Origin of the sequence: Herbaspirillum sp. SJZ099, from assembly GCF_007828355.1 — a bacterium.
GTDB lineage: Bacteria > Pseudomonadota > Gammaproteobacteria > Burkholderiales > Burkholderiaceae_D > Herbaspirillum.
In genome coordinates, this window is the sequence record NZ_VIUO01000004.1 from 286633 (window position 1) to 304645 (window position 18013).

An 18013-nucleotide genomic window follows, 5' to 3' on the forward strand; every position below is an offset into this window, starting at 1 on the left:
CCTCAAGCCGTCGCGGCGTGTGCCGCGCGCCGGTAGGCGGCAGGCGTGGTGTCGCGCAGCTTGCGCATGGCATGGGAGAGGGCGCTCTGGTCGGTGTAGCCGCAGCGCAGGGCGATTTCGGACAAGGGCAGGGCGCTCGTGCTCAATAGTTCGCAGGCGCGGCGCACGCGGACTTCGGCCAGCCAGGCGCGGGGCGAGGTAGCGATTTCTTGCTGGAACCATTCATGCAGGCGGCTGGGACTGATTGCCGCGGCCGCTGCCATGTCGGCCACCGCCCACGGCAGGCCGGGTTCGGCCTCGATCTTCGCCATCAATGCATGCAGCCGTGAGTGAGGGCGTGGCGCCGCCATCGCCAGGGTGTCCAGCAGCAGCGGCACCCAATGCTGCAATTGCGCCGGCGCCATCTTGTGTTGCTGCCCCATCGCCAGTGCCATGAAATCGACCAGCTTGCCGGCCGCCTGCGACAGCGGCATGAAGGGCCGCGGCGCCAGCCGTTCCATCAGTTCGGCGGTGAGCATCGACGGCGCCAGATCCAGGATGATGACGCTGTTGAGGCCAGCGGCGCTGGTGGCATGCCGGGCGTGCGGTTCCACAAAGGCGGCGTTGGCGGCGTCGGCCATGCCCTGGCGCCCGGCGATGTCGAGCGCGATCCGTCCCGATACCGGCAGCACCACCTGCGGGAAATCATGGCTGTGCGTGAGCGTCTCGGCGCGGTAGCTGCGCAGGTGCAGTTCGGCCGGCGGCTGGGTGGCACGGAGCGGTTCGGATGAAATTGCGGGCATGGCAATCCGGCAATAGCGGGGAGGGGGATGAAGCTGCCATGATAGCCGATAGCGCCTGGCAGGAAAAACGAAGCCGCCCACATGGGGCGGCTTGCCGGTGCCGGTAATGCCGGCGGCTTATTGCATATACCAGCCGTGGCTGACCACGACCGACTGGCCGGTCAGCGCATTGGTCGGGAAGGCGGCCAGGAACACGGCCGTCTGCGCCACATCCTGGGTGGTGGTGAATTCGCCGTCCACGGTGTCTTTCAGCATGATCTTCTTGACCACGTCGTCTTCGCTGATGCCGAATTCCTTGGCCTGTTCGGGGATCTGCTTTTCCACCAGCGGGGTACGCACGAAGCCGGGGCAGATGACGTTGGAGCGGATCTTGTCCTTGGCGCCTTCCTTGGCCACCACCTTGGCCAGGCCCAGCAGGCCGTGCTTGGCGGTGACATACGGCGCCTTCAGCGGCGAGGCTTCGTGCGAATGCACCGAACCCATATAGATGATCGAACCGCCGCGGCCTTGCTTGACCATCGCCTTCATCGCCGCGCGGGTGGTCAGGAAAGCGCCGTCCAGGTGGATCGCCAGCATCTTGCGCCAGTTGTCCAGCGAGAGATCGACCACCGGGCTGATGATCTGGATGCCGGCGTTGCTGATCAGCACGTCCAGTCCGCCGAAGGCGGCGACGGCGTCTGCCACGCCCTGGTTGACCTGGGCTTCGTCGGTGACGTTCATGGCCACGGCCATGGCGGTGCCGCCGGCCTTGACGATCTCATCGGCGGCGGCGCGGGCGGCCTCCAGCGCGAGGTCGGCGATCACCACCTTGGCGCCTTGCCTGGCGTATTCCTGGGCGATCTCCTTGCCGATGCCGCTGGCCGAACCGGTGATCAGCGCGACTTTATCCTTGAGTAGCATATGTTTCCTTTTATGGTTCGAGTTGATGGACATGCGAAACGAAACTGACGCCGGACTGACGGTCGGGCCTGCAGCGGCGCCGGACACGATGCCGGTTCGATGATGCCTGTGCCGCAAAGTTCAGCGGCCGGCAGCCGTATCCCGGCGCTTCCCTGTGTCTCCGAAGCCCGGACGGCGCGCAGGTTCCAGGCATCCAACGCCATTCTCCTCCGCGACTGCCGCGCCGTCTTTGTCATGCAATTGTAACGCCGCGCGCGGCGCTGTTGTTGCGCCGCCAAAGTCGGCGCATACGTCATGTGGCTGAAATAATCAATCGTTAGTCTGTGCAGCGTTATCCCATGACCTATAAAGGACGATGCATGAGACTGCTTACCATTCCTGCCGATGCCAACCCGAGTTTTTCCAAGCTGAGCTTGAGCCTCGCGAGCACCCCGGAAGAAGTGCGTGAAGTGCAGCGCTTGCGTTACAAAGTCTTCATCGAAGCCATGAACCTGTCGGCGCTCGCCAACGCCGAAGGCCTCGACAAGGATGATTTCGACAACTACTGCGACCACCTGATCGTGCGCGACTCCAAGACCCTGAGCGTGGTCGGCACCTACCGCGTGCTCAGCCCGCATGGCGCGCGTCGCATGGGCAAGTTCTACTCGGAGCAGGAGTTCGACCTCTCCCGCCTGGACAACATCCGCGGCGCGATCGCCGAAGCCGGCCGCGCATGCATCCACCCCGACTACCGCAGCGGCAGCGTGATCATGATGCTGTGGGCCGGCCTGGCCGCCTACATGCGCCGCGAACGCTGCGAATACCTGATGGGCTGCGCCAGCGTCAGCCTGGCCGATGGCGGGCATAACGCCGCCGCGCTGTACCATGCGTTCGCCGAAAAGAACATGGCGCCGCCCGACTATCGCGTCACGCCGCACCTGCCGTTCCCGATCGAGGAGCGCGAGCCGGGCCACGAGCCGCAAGTGCCGCCGCTGTTGAAGGGCTACCTGCGCAGCGGCGCATGGGTATGCGGCGAACCGGCATGGGATCCCGATTTCCACTCGGCCGACTTCTTCCTTCTGTTGCCGCTGTCCAAGCTGGACAACCGCTACGCCCGCCACTACCTGAAGGAAACGAGGACCGCATGAAGCCACGCGAACAGTTCATGGACGATGCCCACGGCCTGTTCGGCGATGCGGCCGATGGCGACGACAAGCGCGATCCGCTGCGCTTTCGCACCATCTGGATTTCCGACATCCACCTCGGCACCACGGGCTGCCAGGCCGAGCGCCTGCTGGAGTTTTTGCGCGCCACCGAATCCGACACGCTCTACCTGGTCGGCGACATCATCGACGGCTGGCAGTTGAAGCGCCGCTGGTACTGGGAACAAAGCCACAACAACGTGGTGCAGACGGTGCTCAAGAAAGCCAAGAAGGGCACCAACGTCATCTTCGTGCCGGGCAACCATGATGAGGTGATCCGCCAGTTCATCGACCTCGATTTCGGCGGCATCAAGATCCGCGACGAACTGGTGCACGTCACCGCCGACGGCCGCCGCATGCTGGTGCTGCACGGCGATCGTTTCGACGGCGTCATCGCCTGCGCCAAGTGGCTGGCCTATGTCGGCGATTCGCTCTACACCATGATCCTCAAGTTCAATCAGTGGTTCAACAGCTGGCGCGCGCGCGCCGGCCTGCCTTACTGGTCGCTTTCGCAATACCTGAAGTCCAAGGTCAAGAACGCGGTCAACTACATCTCCTCGTTCGAAGACGCGCTGGCCGACGAGGCCAGGAAGAAGGGCCTGGACGGCGTCATCTGCGGGCATATCCACAAGCCGGAAATCCGCGACATCGGCGGCGTCACCTACTGCAACGACGGCGACTGGGTGGAAAGCCTGTCGGCGCTGGTCGAAGAACCCAGCGGCGAGCTGCGCCTGGTGTCGTGGCAGGAAATCATGCAGCTCAAGAAAGCCGGAAAATCCAAGGCCGCGGCCAGGGACCTGGTTCTTGCCTGAACCGCACCTCCAGGATCAACGTTCTATGCGCATTGCCATCATCAGCGACGCCGGCGAGCCGCAGGTCAACGGCGTCGTCAACACCCTGCGCTCCACCGTGCGCTGCCTGCGCGCGGCGGGGCACGAAGTGCTGATGCTCACGCCACGCGATTTCCGCACATTCGCCTGCCCTACCTATCCGGAGATCCGCCTGGCCTACCAGCCTTATGCGCGCATCACCGAGGCGCTCGAACGCTTCCAGCCCGATTGCATCCACATCGCCACCGAAGGCCCGATGGGCCTGGCGGCACGGCGCTATTGCGTGCGCCGCAAGCTCAACTTCACCACCGCCTACCACACCCGCTTCCCGGAATACCTGGCGGCCCGCAAGCTGCTGCCCAAGGCCATCACCTACCGCCTGCTGCGCTGGTTCCATGGTCGTTCGCAGGCAGTGATGGCGCCCACGCCGGCGATGAAACTGGCGCTGGAGGAGCAGGGCTTCCGCAATGTCGTGCTATGGGGGCGCGGCGTCGATACCGAGCACTTCCGGCCGTCGGCGGAGGACCATGCCTGCATCGAGCGTCCGCTGTTCCTGTACGTCGGCCGCGTGGCGGTGGAAAAGAATATCGAATCCTTCCTCAAGCTGGACCTGCCCGGCACCAAGTGGGTAGTGGGCGACGGCCCGCAGTACGAAGAACTGTCGCAGCGCTATCCCAAGGTGCGCTTCCTCGGCGCCAAGGGGCATGACGAACTGCCGGCTTACTACAATTGCGCCGATGCCTTCGTGTTCCCCAGCAAGACCGATACCTTCGGCCTGGTGCTGCTGGAGGCGATGGCCTGCGGCATTCCGGTGGCGGCCTATCCGGTGGAGGGGCCGATCGACGTGGTCGATAACGGCGTCTCCGGGATATTGAAGAACGACCTGCGGCAGGCCTGCCTGCAGGCGCTGCGGCTGGACAAGGACGTGGTGCGTTCGCACGCCGAACGCCGTTCATGGGAGTCGGCCACGCAGCAGTTCCTGCAGCACCTGCACCATGTACGCCATGTCCACCTTTCCGAACCGGGCAAGGTAGCCGTCGCCATCGCGCCGGCGCGCGAATCGCGCTGAAGCCTTCGGCCGGCCAGATCATCGGCCGGTCGGGGCGCGGGATGGCCTCTTGGGATGGCTCGATACGAATCGTCTTGCATTCCGTCTTGCGTGCTGTCTTTCGCGCCCCTTGACGGATGACGGCAGCGCGATGTCGCCTTTGTGCAGTATGGCCGGCCGCGGATGCGGCTTTCCTTCTCCATTCCCCTTCCTGGTTTTCCTTCCCCATCAATGTCCGTTACAGGCAAGGCTTTGCGCTTGCCGGCCTTGCCATTGGAACGAAATTTGCTAAAACTGAAACGGTTGCCTGGTCATCCACAGCCCCTCCGATGAAAAAAGGGGGGATGTCCAATCTTCCGCTAAGCGGTCACTTTTCAACATGTTGCTGGGGGGGATGTGATGAAACGTTTGCTTGCCAACCTGATGCTTTGGCAGAAATTTGCTTTGCTGGGCGGGATAGCGCTGGTCTTGTTCGGCGTGCCTACCGCGTTGTTTGTCAGCAGTACCGAGCGGGTGATCGCCTTCAAGAAGATGGAGATCGAAGGCGTCGAACCGGTGCGCCGCCTGCTGCGCAGCGTGCAACTGGTGCAGCAGCACCGCGGCATGTCGGCCGTGCTGCTCAGCGGCGATGCCGCCATGGCGCCGACCCGGGAAGGCAAGGCGAAGGAAGTCGACCAGGCATTGCAAGCGCTGGCAGACGGCTTGCATCAGGTGATGCGGGACGATGGCCGGGCCGAAAATGCCTTCAAGGCGCAACAGGCCGCCTGGGTCAGGATACGCGATGCCGTGGCGGGGAACAGCATCGCGGCCCCCGACAGTTTCGCCGGCCATAGTGCGATCGTCGCCGGCCTGTTCGAGCTCAACGAGCGGATGCTGGATTATTTCAAATACAGCACCGACCCCGATTTCGACAGTACCCAACTGATCAACGCAGCCTTCATCGCCATGCCCGCCCTGACAGAGGATCTTGGCCGGGCCCGCGCGCGCGGCGCCGGCTTGCTGATCAGGAAAGACATCAAGCGCGAAGACCGCCTGGAACTGGTTGCCATGCTGGAACGCGCGCAGGACCGCCTGAACTCCGCGCAGAAGTCCTTTGCCAAGGCGGTGGAAGCCAATCCTGCGTTGCAAGGAAAACTGGGCGCGACTTTCGACGTCGCCAACCGTGGCGGCAACAGCGTCATCAAGCTGGCCCGCGAGCAGGTGCTGCTGCCGCAGGAAGTGACTTATGCCGCGGATGCCTACTTCAAGGCGTTCACCGCTGCGATCGACGACCAGTTCAAGGCGATCGGGCAGGTGACCGAAGTGCTCGCCGCCCAACTCGGCGAGCAGAACAAGGTCTTGCGCAGCCGCCAGATGATGATACTGGGTTCGATCCTGCTGCTGGCGCTGGCGGCGACCTGGATCGGCATGCTCATCACGCGTTCGGTCACCGCGCCCATCCAGGACTCGGTGAACATGGCCAGGCGCGTGGCGGCTTGCGACCTCACCGCGCGCAGCGAGGCGCAGGGACGCGACGAGTCGGCGCAGTTGCTGGGTTCGCTCAACGAGATGACCGGCAGCCTGGGCGGCATCGTCGGCAATGTGCGCTCCAGCATCGACGTCATCCAGATTGCCTCGCGCGAGATCGCCACCGGCAACGCCGACCTCTCGCGCCGCACCGAATCGCAGGCTTCCAGCCTGGAAGAGACCGCCAGCGCCATGGAGCAGTTGACCTCTACCGTGCAGCAGAATGCCGAGAACGCGCGCGAGGCCAACCAGTTGGCCAGTTCCGCCTCGCAACTGGCGGTGCGCGGCGGCGACGTGGTCGGCAGCGTGGTGCAGACCATGGGGGGCCATCAAGGACAGTTCCAGCCGCATCGTCGACATCATCAGCGTGATCGACGGCATCGCCTTCCAGACCAATATCCTGGCCTTGAACGCGGCGGTGGAGGCGGCCCGCGCCGGCGAGCAGGGCCGCGGTTTCGCGGTGGTGGCCTCGGAAGTGCGTTCGCTGGCCCAGCGCAGCGCCACGGCGGCCAAGGAAATCAAGGAGCTGATCGGCGATTCGGTGCAAAAGGTGGACACCGGCGGCAAGCTGGTCGATGAGGCCGGCGCCACCATGGGGGAGATCGTGAACTCGGTGCGCCAGGTGGCGCGCATCATGAGCGAAATCACCTCGGCCAGCCAGGAGCAGAGCACCGGCATCGCCCAGGTCAACGATGCGATCGTGCAGATGGAATCCATCACCCAGCAGAACGCCGCGCTGGTGGAAGAAGCCGCCGCCGCGTCGGAAAGCCTGCAGAAGCAGGCCGAGCTGTTATGGGATACGGTCAGCGTGTTCAAGATGGTCGACACTGAAGCGGCAACCATGGCGGCTCCGCCAGCCCGGCAGCGCAAGGCGGTTCCTCCGGCAGCGGTGGTTGCGCCGCATAAGCCGGCATTGAAAGCGGTTCCGTGGATTGCGCCGCCGGCCAAACCGGCTACGCAACCCGTTGCCAAGGCGACGCCGCAATATACGGACGCGCCAGAAATGACCAGGATGGCCAAGGCGAATGGCGGCGCCAATGATTGGGAGGAGTTCTGATGCACTGGCGAGAAGGCATTGCAGAAGCGGCAATGCGTTGTATGGAGACATGAGGCGCATGCCCTTATTCGGGGCGCGTGCCCCGAATTGAACAAACTATGCAAAAGCCACATAAATGCATGCAGACAAAGCATTTGCTGGCTGCTGAGGCGTCTTCTAAGATGCGGCACGTCGGTTCGTCACAAAAATATGCCGCTTGCCAGTTGCAACGGCGCACATTGCCAGCCTGAGCTGGGTTCCGGCCAAATCATTCAGAAAAAACAAGATGTTCGCTGTGCGGCGCGCCGGTTTCGGCGCGCCGCCTGTTGTCGTATGCCTTGGTGCGTGTCGCCTGCGGGATGGTGGGGCGGCAGGCATGAATCATGCAGGTCGGCATGCATGGGGGAAGAAAAGAGGGAACGCCGGTGCGCCGTCATGGGAGCGGCGCCTGCACTACAGTGGTTGTTCTAACAGGGAAGAACACATTCATGATCCAAAATCTCAAGATCGGCACACGCCTTGCATTCGGCTTTTGCCTCATTCTGCTGTGCGCGACCGCGATCCTGCTGATCGGTTTGTGGCGCATGGCCGAACTGGAAACCAGCAGCGAATACGTGATCGACAAGAAGGTGGCCGGCATGACCACCGCGATGAACATGCGCGAAGCCGGCAGCCAGCTGGCGCTGGCGCTGCGCAAGGTGGTCACGCCTACCGACGCCGCCGAAGGCACGGCCGAGAATGAACACCTGACCAAGATCCTGCAAGCGTATGCCGGCTTCGAAGGCCAACTGACCTCGCTGTCGAGCAGCGGGCGCGGCAAGGAGCTGCTGGATGCGGCGGTGGCCGAGCGCAAGAAGCTGTTCCCCATCGTCGAAACCATCCGCGGGCAGGTCGGCAGCGGCAATTATTTCGATGCGGCGCAATTGCTGAAGAGCGACTTCTTGCCTGCCCATGAAAAATGGATGTCCGGCGTGGCTGCGCTGGCGGTCTACCAGCAAGACGACATGAATGCCGCCCATGCCGAGGCCAAGGAAAGCTACCGCAAGGCGCAGATCGGCATGCTGGTGATCGGCGTGCTGACGCTGGGGCTGGGATTCTTCTTTACCTTCGTGATCACCCGTTCCATCGTCAATCCGTTAAAGCGCGCCGGCAATATCGCCGAAACCATTTCCAGCGGCGACCTGACGCAAGACTTCCGTGACCGGGGCCGCGATGAGGCGGCGACGCTGGTCAACGCATTGGGGGCGATGCAGTCCAACCTGGCGGCCACCCTGAACGAAGTGAAGGAAAGCGCGGCCATCATTGCCGTGGCCTCGCATGAGATCGCGCGCGGCAACGTCGACTTGTCCAACCGCACCGAGTCGCAGGCTTCCAGCCTGGAAGAAACCGCAAGCTCGATGGAGCAACTGACCTCGACCGTGCAACAGAATGCCGAGAATGCGCGCCAGGCCAATCAATTGGTGGTGTCGGCCTCGGATTTCGCCACCAAGGGCGGCAGGGTGGTCGGCGACGTGGTGGAGACCATGGGCTCGATCAAGGAAAGCTCGCGCAAGATCGTCGACATCATCGGCGTGATCGACAGCATCGCGTTCCAGACCAACATCCTGGCCTTGAATGCGGCGGTGGAAGCAGCCCGTGCCGGCGAGCAGGGGCGAGGTTTCGCGGTGGTGGCCTCGGAAGTGCGTTCGCTGGCCCAGCGTTCGGCGACCGCGGCCAAGGAAATCAAGGGCTTGATCAGCGATTCGGTGGATAAGGTCGATGCCGGCGGCAAGCTGGTCGATGAAGCCGGCGCGACCATGAACGAGATCGTGAACTCGGTCAAGCACGTGGCCGACATCATGGGCGAAATCACCGCCGCCAGCCAGGAGCAGAGCGCCGGCATCGCCGAGGTCAATCACGCGATCGCGCAGATCGACGAGATCACCCAGCAGAACGCCGCCCTGGTGGAACAGGCCGCGGCGGCGGCCGAAAGCCTGCAGGAGCAGTCCGATGTGCTGGCCCAGGCGGTTGCCATCTTCAAGCTGAAGATGGGGGAGCCAGCAATCCCTGGCGCCAGTGCGCCGTTGGCCGCCATGCCGATGCGTCCGGTCAATCCGCCTGCCGCCATCGATGTGGTCGCCAAGCCAGCCAAGCCGGTTGCCGGCTTGCCGCCGGCCGCGCCGGCCCGCAAGCCGGGGCAGGCGGTGCGCGACGACGAGTTCGAAGAGTTTTGATTCGTTCACATGTCAAAAAGGCAAGCCATGGCGCCCATCGGGCGGCGGCGATGTGAAAAAAGTTAAATCGGAATCAATGGATGTAAAAAGCGCTGCAAGCCTCTGCTTGCGGCGCTTTTTTTTCTGGCAGGGACGATGGACGGGAGCTGAAGTTTCCTGAAATGTTGCCGTTAAGATAGAACAGCCAATGGCGCGCTCTTTGCATTGCTGTATCAAGGGGAGCACGTTTAGCCAGAGCCGGTTCGCCTCGAATCCGCAAGCAAGCTTCCGGGAACTGCCGACAGGCGTGGATTGAATGCGAACAGGCCTGCAAGGTTCAAGCATCATGTCCTGAGAGAGCAGGGGTTGTCCTTCGTGCGTTATATGCGCTCTTTGGGCTGTAGCACGGCTTGCCGTGTTTTTTCTCATCCACTGGAACACTGTCTCTTATGTCCTTCAAAAATATTTCCATAAAAGCACGGCTCGCCATTGCCATTTTTATCCTGTCGCTGTTGCTGGTGGCCATCGGCACCTCCGGCTTGCTCGGCATGTCGGCCGCCGTCGGCATCAGCCGCGAACTCACCGAAGAACGCATTCCCAAGACCGTCGCCGCTGACAATGTGCTGATCTGGATCGGCCGCCAGCGCACCTCGCTGGACCAGGCCGCGCTGACCGATGACCCGGCCTGGGCCGAGCGCATGTTCGGCATGGATGCCAACAGCCGCAAGGAAGCGCTGAACTGGTGGGCCCAGTACACCGCGCTGCCGCAGACCGAAGAGGGCAAGGTGCTGGTGAAGAAGGTCTCGGAAGGCATCGAAAAGACCGAGGATGCGCTGGTCAAGTTCGCTGAAGCCATCAAGACCGGCGACCGCAAGGCGATCGGCGACCAGGCGCGCCTGGTCGGCACCATCTACACCGCCATGCAGGGCGATGGGCGGGCCTTGGGCAAATATGAAAGCGAACAGGCCGAACATAGCCTGGCCGCCGCCACCCGCCGCTATGAGGCGTCGCGCACCTTCTCCATCGTGGCCATCGCCCTTGGGCTGATCCTGGCGTTGTACAGCTGGCTGTCGCTGCGGCGCGCCATCGCTGAACCGATGCAGCGCGCGCTCCGGCATTTCGACGCCATCGCCGCCGGCGACCTGACCCAGCAAGTGCGCGTGCATTCGAAGGACGAAATGGGCCAGTTGCTGGAAGGCCTGTCGCGGATGCAGGAAAACCTGTCGCGCACCGTGCGCGCGGTGCGCAGCGGCAGCGACGCCATCGCCACGGCCACCCGCGAGATCGCCTCGGGCAACCTCGACCTTTCTTCCCGTACCGAGCAGCAGGCGGCCTCGCTGGAAGAGACCGCCTCCAGCATGGAAGAGCTGACCAGCACCGTCAAGCACAATGCCGACAATGCCCGCCAGGCCTCGACGCTGGCGGTCAACGCCTCGACCATTGCGTCCGACGGCAACGCCGTGGTCGGCCGCGTGGTGCAGACCATGGAAGAGATCCGCGAGAGCTCCACCAAGATTACCGACATCGTCAGTATCATCGACGGCATTGCGTTCCAGACCAACATCCTGGCGCTGAACGCCGCGGTGGAGGCGGCGCGCGCCGGCGAACAGGGCCGCGGCTTTGCGGTAGTGGCCACGGAAGTGCGCGCGCTGGCGCAACGTTCTTCCAGCGCCGCCAAGGAAATCAAGGAGTTGATCATGCTGTCGGTGGACCGGGTGCAGGCCGGTTCGGAACTGGCCGGCCAGGCCGGCACCACCATGAGCGACGTGATCAATGCGGTGCAGCGCGTGACCGACATCATGGGCGAGATTTCGGCCGCCTCCAGCGAACAGAGCGCCGGCATCGGCCAGGTATCGCGCGCGGTATCGCAGATGGATGAAGCCACCCAGCAGAACGCCGCATTGGTGGAACAGGCCAGTGCCGCCGCCAAGGCGCTGGAGCAGCAGGCGCAGAGCCTGATGCAGGAAGTGTCGATCTTCCGCATCGACGGCGCCGAATCCTCCCGTTCCTATGCGGTGCAAGCGGTGACTGCAGCGCCAGCCAAGGCGCAACCTGCGCAACTTGTGCGTCCTGCCGCAACGCCGCCGGCCAAGCCTGCCCCCAGGCCGGCGCCGAAGGCGGCGGCGCCTGCCGCCAAGCCGGCACGCAGCGCGCCGGCGTCGGACAACGGCGACGAATGGGAGACCTTTTAAGCGCCGACGGTATGATGCCTCTGCATGCGAAACGGCCCGGTCGGATGACCGGGCCGTTTTTTTGCGCTTCAGCGGGGCAATCGGATGGACGCCGGGTCAGATGGACGCCGGATCAGCGCGGGTGGTGTTTGCCCGAGCTGGCGATCAGTTCCGGCGCGATGACCGCCTTGAGGTAGTTGGTGGTGATGTCGCCGCGTTCGCGCTGGGCGATCCACCAGACGTTGGCCTTGCGCAGCGACCATTCCTGCGGCTGGCCGCAGATCAGCTGCGAAGCTACCAGGCCCAGGGTCGGCTGGTGGCCGATGATGAGCACCGGTTCGCGGCTGTCGGGCCAGTTCGCCGCGCGCAGCAGATCCTCGGCCGACTTGTCCGGCGCCAGTTCCGGGTGTACCCGGTACTTGCGCCCCAGCGCCTCGACCGTCTGCAGCGTGCGGGTGGCCGGGCTGACCAGGATGCGGCAGCTTTCCGGCAGGTTGCGATCCAGCCAGTCGGCGATCTTGCCGGCCTGCTTGTGCCCTTTGGGCGTGAGGGCGCGGCCTTCGTCGGGCTCGCCCAGTTCCGCTTCCGCATGCCGCCACAAAATCAAATCCATTTCAGGCTCCCGTCTGTTTAGCGTATGGCCTGTGGGCCTTCATTCTTCCGGCAACGTGGCCGGAATGCCTAAGGTGTTCATCAGATGCTGCTGGGCGCTGAAAGTATGCTGCTTGTTGCGTGGCTTTTTCAAGGTATAGGCGCCATTGGCATCGAGATGCCAGGCATTGGCGTTGTCTTTCAGGTACGGGTTCAGGCCCTCGGTGATCACGCGTTTCTTGAGCGCCTTGTCCAGCACCGGGAAGGCGACTTCGATGCGGCGGAACAGGTTGCGGTTCATCCAGTCGGCGCTGGCCAGGTAAACGTCGTGCGCCAGGTCGTTGCGGAAGTAATAGATGCGCGAGTGTTCCAGGTAGCGGCCGATGATGGAACGTACCTTGATGTGTTCCGACAGGCCCGGCACGCCCGGACGCAGCGCGCAGGCGCCGCGCACGATCAGGTCGATCTTCACGCCGTCGCTGGACGCCGCATACAGCGCGCGGATCACCGATTCGTCCAGAAGCGCGTTCATCTTGGCGATGATGCGCGCCGGCCGGCCTTCGCGCGCGATCTGCGCCTCGTTGCGGATGGCGCGGATGATTTCCTTTTGCAGCGAGAACGGCGCCAGCCACAGGTGCGTGAGATGGCGCGGCTTGGTCAGGCTGGTCAGGTGGATGAAGACCTCGTTGACCTCGGAGGTGAGTTCCTGGTTGGAAGTCAGCAGGCCGAAGTCGGTATAGAACTTGGTGGTGGTAGGGTGGTAGTTGCCGGTGCCCAGGTGGGCATAGAAGCGCAGCGCCTGCTCTTCGCGGCGGATCACCAGCGCCAGCTTGGCGTGCGTCTTCAGGCCGACCACCCCGTATACCACCTGGGCGCCGGCCTGTTCGAGCTTGACCGCCCAGTTGATGTTGGCCTCTTCGTCGAAGCGCGCCATCAGTTCCACGATCACCGTCACTTCCTTGCCGTGCTGGGCGGCGTAGATCAGGGCCTCCATCAGGTCCGAGTTCATGCCGGTGCGGTAGATGGTCTGCTTGATTGCCACCACGTCGGGGTCGTGCGCGGCGGTGCGGATGAAGTCGACCACCGGCTGGAAGGACTGGAAGGGGTGATGCAGCAGCACGTCCTTCTTGTCGAGCACCCGGAAGATGTTATCGCTGATCAGCTGGTGCGGCAGGGTGGGCGAGAAGGGCGGGAAGCGCAGCTCTTGCTGGTTGACCAGGTTGGCGATCTCGCCCAGGCGCACCATGTTGACCGGCCCTTCGACCGCGTACAGGCGATTGCGCTCGATGTTGAACTGGTTCAGCAGGAACTGAGCCAGGTGCTCGGGACAGTTGCTGGCCACTTCCAGCCGCACGGCCACGCCGAATTGCCGACTTTGCAGTTCGGTCTCCAGCGCCTGGCGCAGGTTCTTCACTTCTTCTTCGTCCACCCACAGGTCGCTATTGCGGGTGACGCGGAATTGCGAATACGCGGTGATCTCGCGCCCCGGGAACAGTTCGGCGATATGCGCGTGGATGACCGAAGAGAGCAGGCAGAACGAGGCCGCGCCCTTGGCCGAGAGGTGGTCGGGCAAGCGGATCACGCGCGGCAGCACGCGCGGCGCCTTGACGATGACGACGCCGGTGCCGCGCCCGAAGGCGTCCTTGCCGGACAGTTCGATGATGAAGTTCAGGCTTTTGTTGACCACCTGCGGGAACGGGTGGGCCGGATCCAGGCCGATGGGCGTGAGCAGCGGGCGCACGTTCTGGTCGAAATAGCCCTTGACCCAGGCGCGCTGGGCTTCGTTGCGGTCTTCGTGGCGCAGCAGGTGGATGCCGTTGGCGGCCAGCTGGGGCAGGATCTCGTCGTTGAGCAACTGGTACTGGCGCGCCACGATGCGGTGGCATTCGACGCTGGTGTGTTCCAGCGCGGCGCGCAGTTCGGGCGGATCGATGTTTTCGCCCTCGATGCGGTTGGCCAGCAGGCTGGCGATGCGCACTTCGAAGAATTCGTCGAGGTTGCTGCTGCAGATGCACAGGTAGCGCAGCCGTTCCAGCAGCGGCACGCTGGGATCTTCTGCCTGGGCCAGCACGCGGCGGTTGAATGCCAACTGCGACAGTTCGCGATTGAGGTAAATCGTATGGGGAGGAAGTTCAGGTAGGTCTCTGGTTTCCGGTTTTGCTTTTCTGGTCATTCAATGTTCCCTGTCCATCCTTGTTTTCCGGGCAGTGTATTTAGGATGTGTGACGAGTTTATGACAACTCTCGAAGGCCTTTGTCACAGAATTGCGCTGAGGTGGGGATGATATTTATTGCTTCACAGATATTTTTTCGAAGGAATGTCTTTTTGATATCGCCGGCTGTGTTTTTTCAGCAAGCCGGCACCCTGCGCCGGTACGGCGTTTTTCATGACGCCAGGGCAATCGGCGCATCTTTTCCGGTGGCTTTCCGGTTGCCCGGATGGTTGTCGGATTTCGAGATTTTTACAAATTCCCGCTCTGGGCTGCATGACAAGACTCCGTCATAAACTCGTCACATTTGCTGGTTAAAGTTCGCCCTGTCCCAGAAGGGCATCCTTCCAATCGCGATGTCTCAGTGACACTCAATCTCTCAAAAACATAGGAGTATCAGAAATGGGGTTTAACCAACTGATTAAGTCTGTTGCAGTCGCCGTCGCCGGCACCATCGTATTCAGCGGCGCAGTGCATGCAGCAGAAATCACCGGCGCTGGCGCCTCCTTCCCGTATCCGATCTACGCCAAGTGGGCGGAGCTGTACAAGGCGGCTACCGGCAACAGCCTGAACTACCAGTCGATCGGCTCGGGCGGCGGCATCAAGCAGATCAAGGCCAAGACCGTCGACTTCGGCGCATCGGACGCTCCCCTGAAGCAGGAAGAACTGACCGAAGCCGGCCTGACCCAATTCCCGGCAGTCGTCGGCGGCGTGGTGCCGGTTGTCAACCTGGACGGCATCACCCCGGGCCAGATGAAGCTGTCGGGCCACGTGCTGGGCGACATCTACGCCGGCAAGATCACCAAGTGGAACGCCGCTGAAATCGCCTCCCTGAACCCGGGCCTGAAGCTGCCGGCCGATGACATCACCGTGGTCTACCGTTCGGATGCATCGGGTACCTCGTACGTGTTCACCAGCTACCTGTCGAAGGCCAACGAAGACTTCAAGAGCAAGATCGGCGCAGGCACGGCCGTGAAGTGGCCCACCGGCGTGGGCGGCAAGGGTAACGAAGGCGTCGCCGCCAACGTGCAGAAGGTCAAGGGCGCAATCGGCTATGTCGAATACGCTTACGTGAAGAAGAACAAGCTGAACTTCACCCAGCTGAAGAACAAGGACGGCGTGTTCGTGTCGCCTGACGACGAATCCTTCAAGGCCGCTACCGCCGCCGGCGACTGGGCCAAGACCCCGGGCTTCGCCGTCGACTTCACCGATGCAGCCGGCAAGGCTTCGTGGCCGATCTCCAGCGCTACTTTCATCCTGCTGCACAAGGAGCAGGCTGGCGATGGCGCCAAGGGCAAGGAAGTCCTGAAGTTCTTCGACTGGGCTTTCAAGAACGGCGCCAAGTCGGCATCCGAGCTGGACTATGTCCCGCTGCCGGCTTCGGTCACCAAGCTGGTGGAAGATTCCTGGAAAGCCAACATCAAGGACAGCAGCGGCAAGGCGATCTGGTAATCGCTTTATCGCCGAACCCTTGACGGGATGCCGCAAGGCATCCTCGCCAGGACGGCTGGCAAGCTGAAAAGAAAGCTTCCTTCAACGAAGCACATGGGCCATCGAAGCGAGAACGAGCAACTCTGGGCAGCAGAGCATTCGCGGCGATGGCCTGTTTTCATGGTGAATTCAAAATGAGCGCAAATTACCCCGCTACGGCTATGTCGAATTCCGAAGTAAAAAAATCCGCGGCAGATGCTCAAAGCGCGCAGGCCGCGCACGGGCAGCTGTTGGCCGTCATGCGCAGGCAGCGCCTGCAAGATTTCCTGTTCCACAAGGTGACGCTCATCTTCGCACTGACCGTGCTGCTGATGCTGGGCGGCATCATCGTTTCCCTTTTCATCGGCGCCTGGCCGGCTTTCCATGCGTTCGGCCCGGGCTTCATCACGCGCGTCGAGTGGGATCCGACCAATGACGAATACGGCGCCATGATCGCCATCGTCGGCACCTTGTCGACGTCGATCATCGCCTTGCTGATCGCTTTCCCGGTGAGCTTCGGCATCGCCCTGTTCCTGACCGAGATCTGCCCCGCCAGGCTGCGCCGCCCGCTGGGCACCGCGGTGGAACTGCTGGCCGGCGTGCCCAGCATCATCTACGGCATGTGGGGGCTGTTTGTCTTTGCGCCGCTGTTCTCGGAATACGGCCAGCCTTTCCTGAAGGCGACGCTGGGCCAGATCCCCGGCCTGGGCATGCTGTTTTCCGGCCCGACCATGGGCATCGGCATCCTGATCGCCGGCCTGATCCTGTCGGTGATGATCATCCCGTTCATCTCTTCGGTCATGCGCGACGTGTTCGAAGTGGTGCCGGCGGTGCTCAAGGAGTCGGCCTATGGCCTGGGATGCACCCGCTGGGAAGTGGTGCGCAAGGTGGTGCTGCCGTACACCAAGACCGGTGTGGTCGGCGGCGTCATGCTGGGACTGGGCCGCGCGTTGGGCGAGACCATGGCCGTCACCTTCGTGATCGGCAACTCGCACCGCCTGTCCTGGTCGCTGTTCTCCGCCGGCAACAGTATCGCCTCCACTCTGGCCAATGAAATCGCCGAGGCGTCGAGCAAGCTGCACGTCTCCTCGCTGTTCGCGCTGGGGCTGATCCTGTTCGTCATCACATTCATCGTCCTGTCCGCGGCCAAGATCATGCTGATGGGCATGGCCCGCAAGGAAGGTACCAAATGAGCCAGACCAATCAAGTTTCCGCAACCGGCGGCATGGAAAAGCCGGAGGCGATGAACCCGGTGTACCGCCGCCGCCTGTTCCAGCACCGCATCGGCATGCTGTTCTCCTTCCTGGCGATGGGCCTGGGCCTGTTCGTGCTGGCCTGGATCCTGCTGACGCTGGTGGTCAAGGGCGTGGCCGCGCTCAATTTCGGCCTGCTGACCGAAAATACCCCGGGCCCCGGCGGCGAGGGCGGCGGTTTGCTCAACCCCATCGTCGGCAGCCTGCTGATGGTTGGCCTCAGCACCCTGATCAGCACCCCGATCGGCATCCTGGCCGGCGTCTACCTGGCCGAGTACGGCGAAGAGAGCAAGCTGGCCCAGGTGACCCGCTTCGTGACCGACATCATGCTGTCGGCGCCGTCCATCGTCATCGGCCTGTTCATCTACGCGATCTACGTCGCCAATGTCGGGCACTTCTCGGGCTGGGCCGGCACCTTCGCCATTTCGCTGATCGCCATTCCGGTGATCGTGCGCACCACCGACAACATGCTCAAGCTGGTTCCCAGCGGCCTGCGCGAGGCAGCTTTCGCGCTCGGCGCTCCGCGCTGGAAGGTGGCCGTGATCGTGCGCCTGCGCGCCGTCAAGGCTGGCGTGGTGACCGGTGTGCTGCTGGCGGTGGCCCGCATTTCGGGCGAGACCGCGCCGCTCCTGTTCACCGCGCTCAACAACCAGTTCTTCAGCACCAACATGAACCGTCCGATCGCCAACTTGCCGGTGGTGATCAACCAGTTCGCGATGAGCCCGTACGACAACTGGGTCTCGCTGGCCTGGGGCGGGGCGCTGCTGATCACCTTCAGCGTGCTGCTGCTCAACGTGTTGTCCCGTACCCTGTTCAAGCAACAAATCCCCGGCTAATTTTTCAA

12 protein-coding genes and 1 pseudogene are annotated in these 18013 nt (G+C 63.0%); 9 read left to right on the forward strand and 4 right to left on the reverse strand.

Features of this window, described 5'->3' with window-relative positions:
* Positions 1-2: 2 nt before the first annotated feature.
* Positions 3-782, reverse strand: a complete 780-nt coding sequence (locus tag FB597_RS11510) for an AraC family transcriptional regulator (protein WP_144769589.1) — start codon at positions 780-782, stop codon at positions 3-5.
* Positions 783-899: 117 nt separating this feature from the next.
* Positions 900-1682, reverse strand: coding sequence for a 3-hydroxybutyrate dehydrogenase (locus tag FB597_RS11515; RefSeq protein WP_144769590.1), 783 nt, complete (start codon positions 1680-1682; stop codon positions 900-902).
* A 359-nt stretch (positions 1683-2041) separates the two neighbouring features.
* Between FB597_RS11515 and FB597_RS11520 the strand changes: the two genes are divergently transcribed.
* From FB597_RS11520 to FB597_RS11545, 6 genes and pseudogenes are all read left to right on the forward strand, one after another.
* Entirely contained in the window at positions 2042-2809 is a 768-nt protein-coding gene (locus FB597_RS11520; protein ID WP_144769591.1) for a GNAT family N-acetyltransferase, read from the forward strand.
* Positions 2806-3675 (forward strand): UDP-2,3-diacylglucosamine diphosphatase, encoded by an 870-nt coding sequence (locus FB597_RS11525; protein WP_141912326.1) that lies wholly within the window; start codon positions 2806-2808, stop codon positions 3673-3675. Before FB597_RS11520 ends, FB597_RS11525 begins: the two co-directional genes overlap by 4 nt.
* Before the next feature lie 25 nt (positions 3676-3700).
* A complete protein-coding gene (locus FB597_RS11530; RefSeq protein WP_141912328.1) occupies positions 3701-4762 on the forward strand; it encodes a glycosyltransferase family 1 protein in 1062 nt (353 codons plus the stop codon).
* A 378-nt stretch (positions 4763-5140) separates the two neighbouring features.
* A pseudogene (locus FB597_RS11535) lies at positions 5141-7304 on the forward strand (methyl-accepting chemotaxis protein).
* A 467-nt stretch (positions 7305-7771) separates the two neighbouring features.
* Entirely contained in the window at positions 7772-9496 is a 1725-nt protein-coding gene (locus tag FB597_RS11540; RefSeq protein WP_144769592.1) for a methyl-accepting chemotaxis protein, read from the forward strand.
* 428 nt (positions 9497-9924) lie between these two features.
* Entirely contained in the window at positions 9925-11667 is a 1743-nt protein-coding gene (locus FB597_RS11545) for a methyl-accepting chemotaxis protein (RefSeq protein ID WP_144769593.1), read from the forward strand.
* A 112-nt stretch (positions 11668-11779) separates the two neighbouring features.
* Here FB597_RS11545 and FB597_RS11550 read toward each other — a convergent pair whose 3' ends face one another.
* Both FB597_RS11550 and ppk1 read right to left on the reverse strand, forming a co-directional pair.
* Positions 11780-12259, reverse strand: a complete 480-nt coding sequence (locus FB597_RS11550; RefSeq protein ID WP_141912339.1) for a histidine phosphatase family protein — start codon at positions 12257-12259, stop codon at positions 11780-11782.
* A gap of 39 nt (positions 12260-12298) precedes the next feature.
* Positions 12299-14410 (reverse strand): polyphosphate kinase 1, encoded by a 2112-nt coding sequence (gene ppk1 / locus FB597_RS11555; RefSeq protein ID WP_141912341.1) that lies wholly within the window; start codon positions 14408-14410, stop codon positions 12299-12301.
* Positions 14411-14848: 438 nt separating this feature from the next.
* Here ppk1 and pstS point away from each other — a divergent pair, with 438 nt between their 5' ends.
* The 3 genes from pstS (at position 14849) to pstA (ending at position 18005) form a co-directional block, all read left to right on the forward strand.
* Positions 14849-15898, forward strand: a complete 1050-nt coding sequence (gene pstS / locus FB597_RS11560; protein ID WP_144769594.1) for a phosphate ABC transporter substrate-binding protein PstS — start codon at positions 14849-14851, stop codon at positions 15896-15898.
* Between the two features lie 200 nt (positions 15899-16098).
* Positions 16099-17109, forward strand: coding sequence for a phosphate ABC transporter permease subunit PstC (gene pstC / locus FB597_RS11565; protein WP_370454681.1), 1011 nt, complete (start codon positions 16099-16101; stop codon positions 17107-17109).
* Entirely contained in the window at positions 17106-18005 is a 900-nt protein-coding gene (gene pstA / locus FB597_RS11570; RefSeq protein WP_141912349.1) for a phosphate ABC transporter permease PstA, read from the forward strand. Before pstC ends, pstA begins: the two co-directional genes overlap by 4 nt.
* Positions 18006-18013 lie beyond the last annotated feature (8 nt).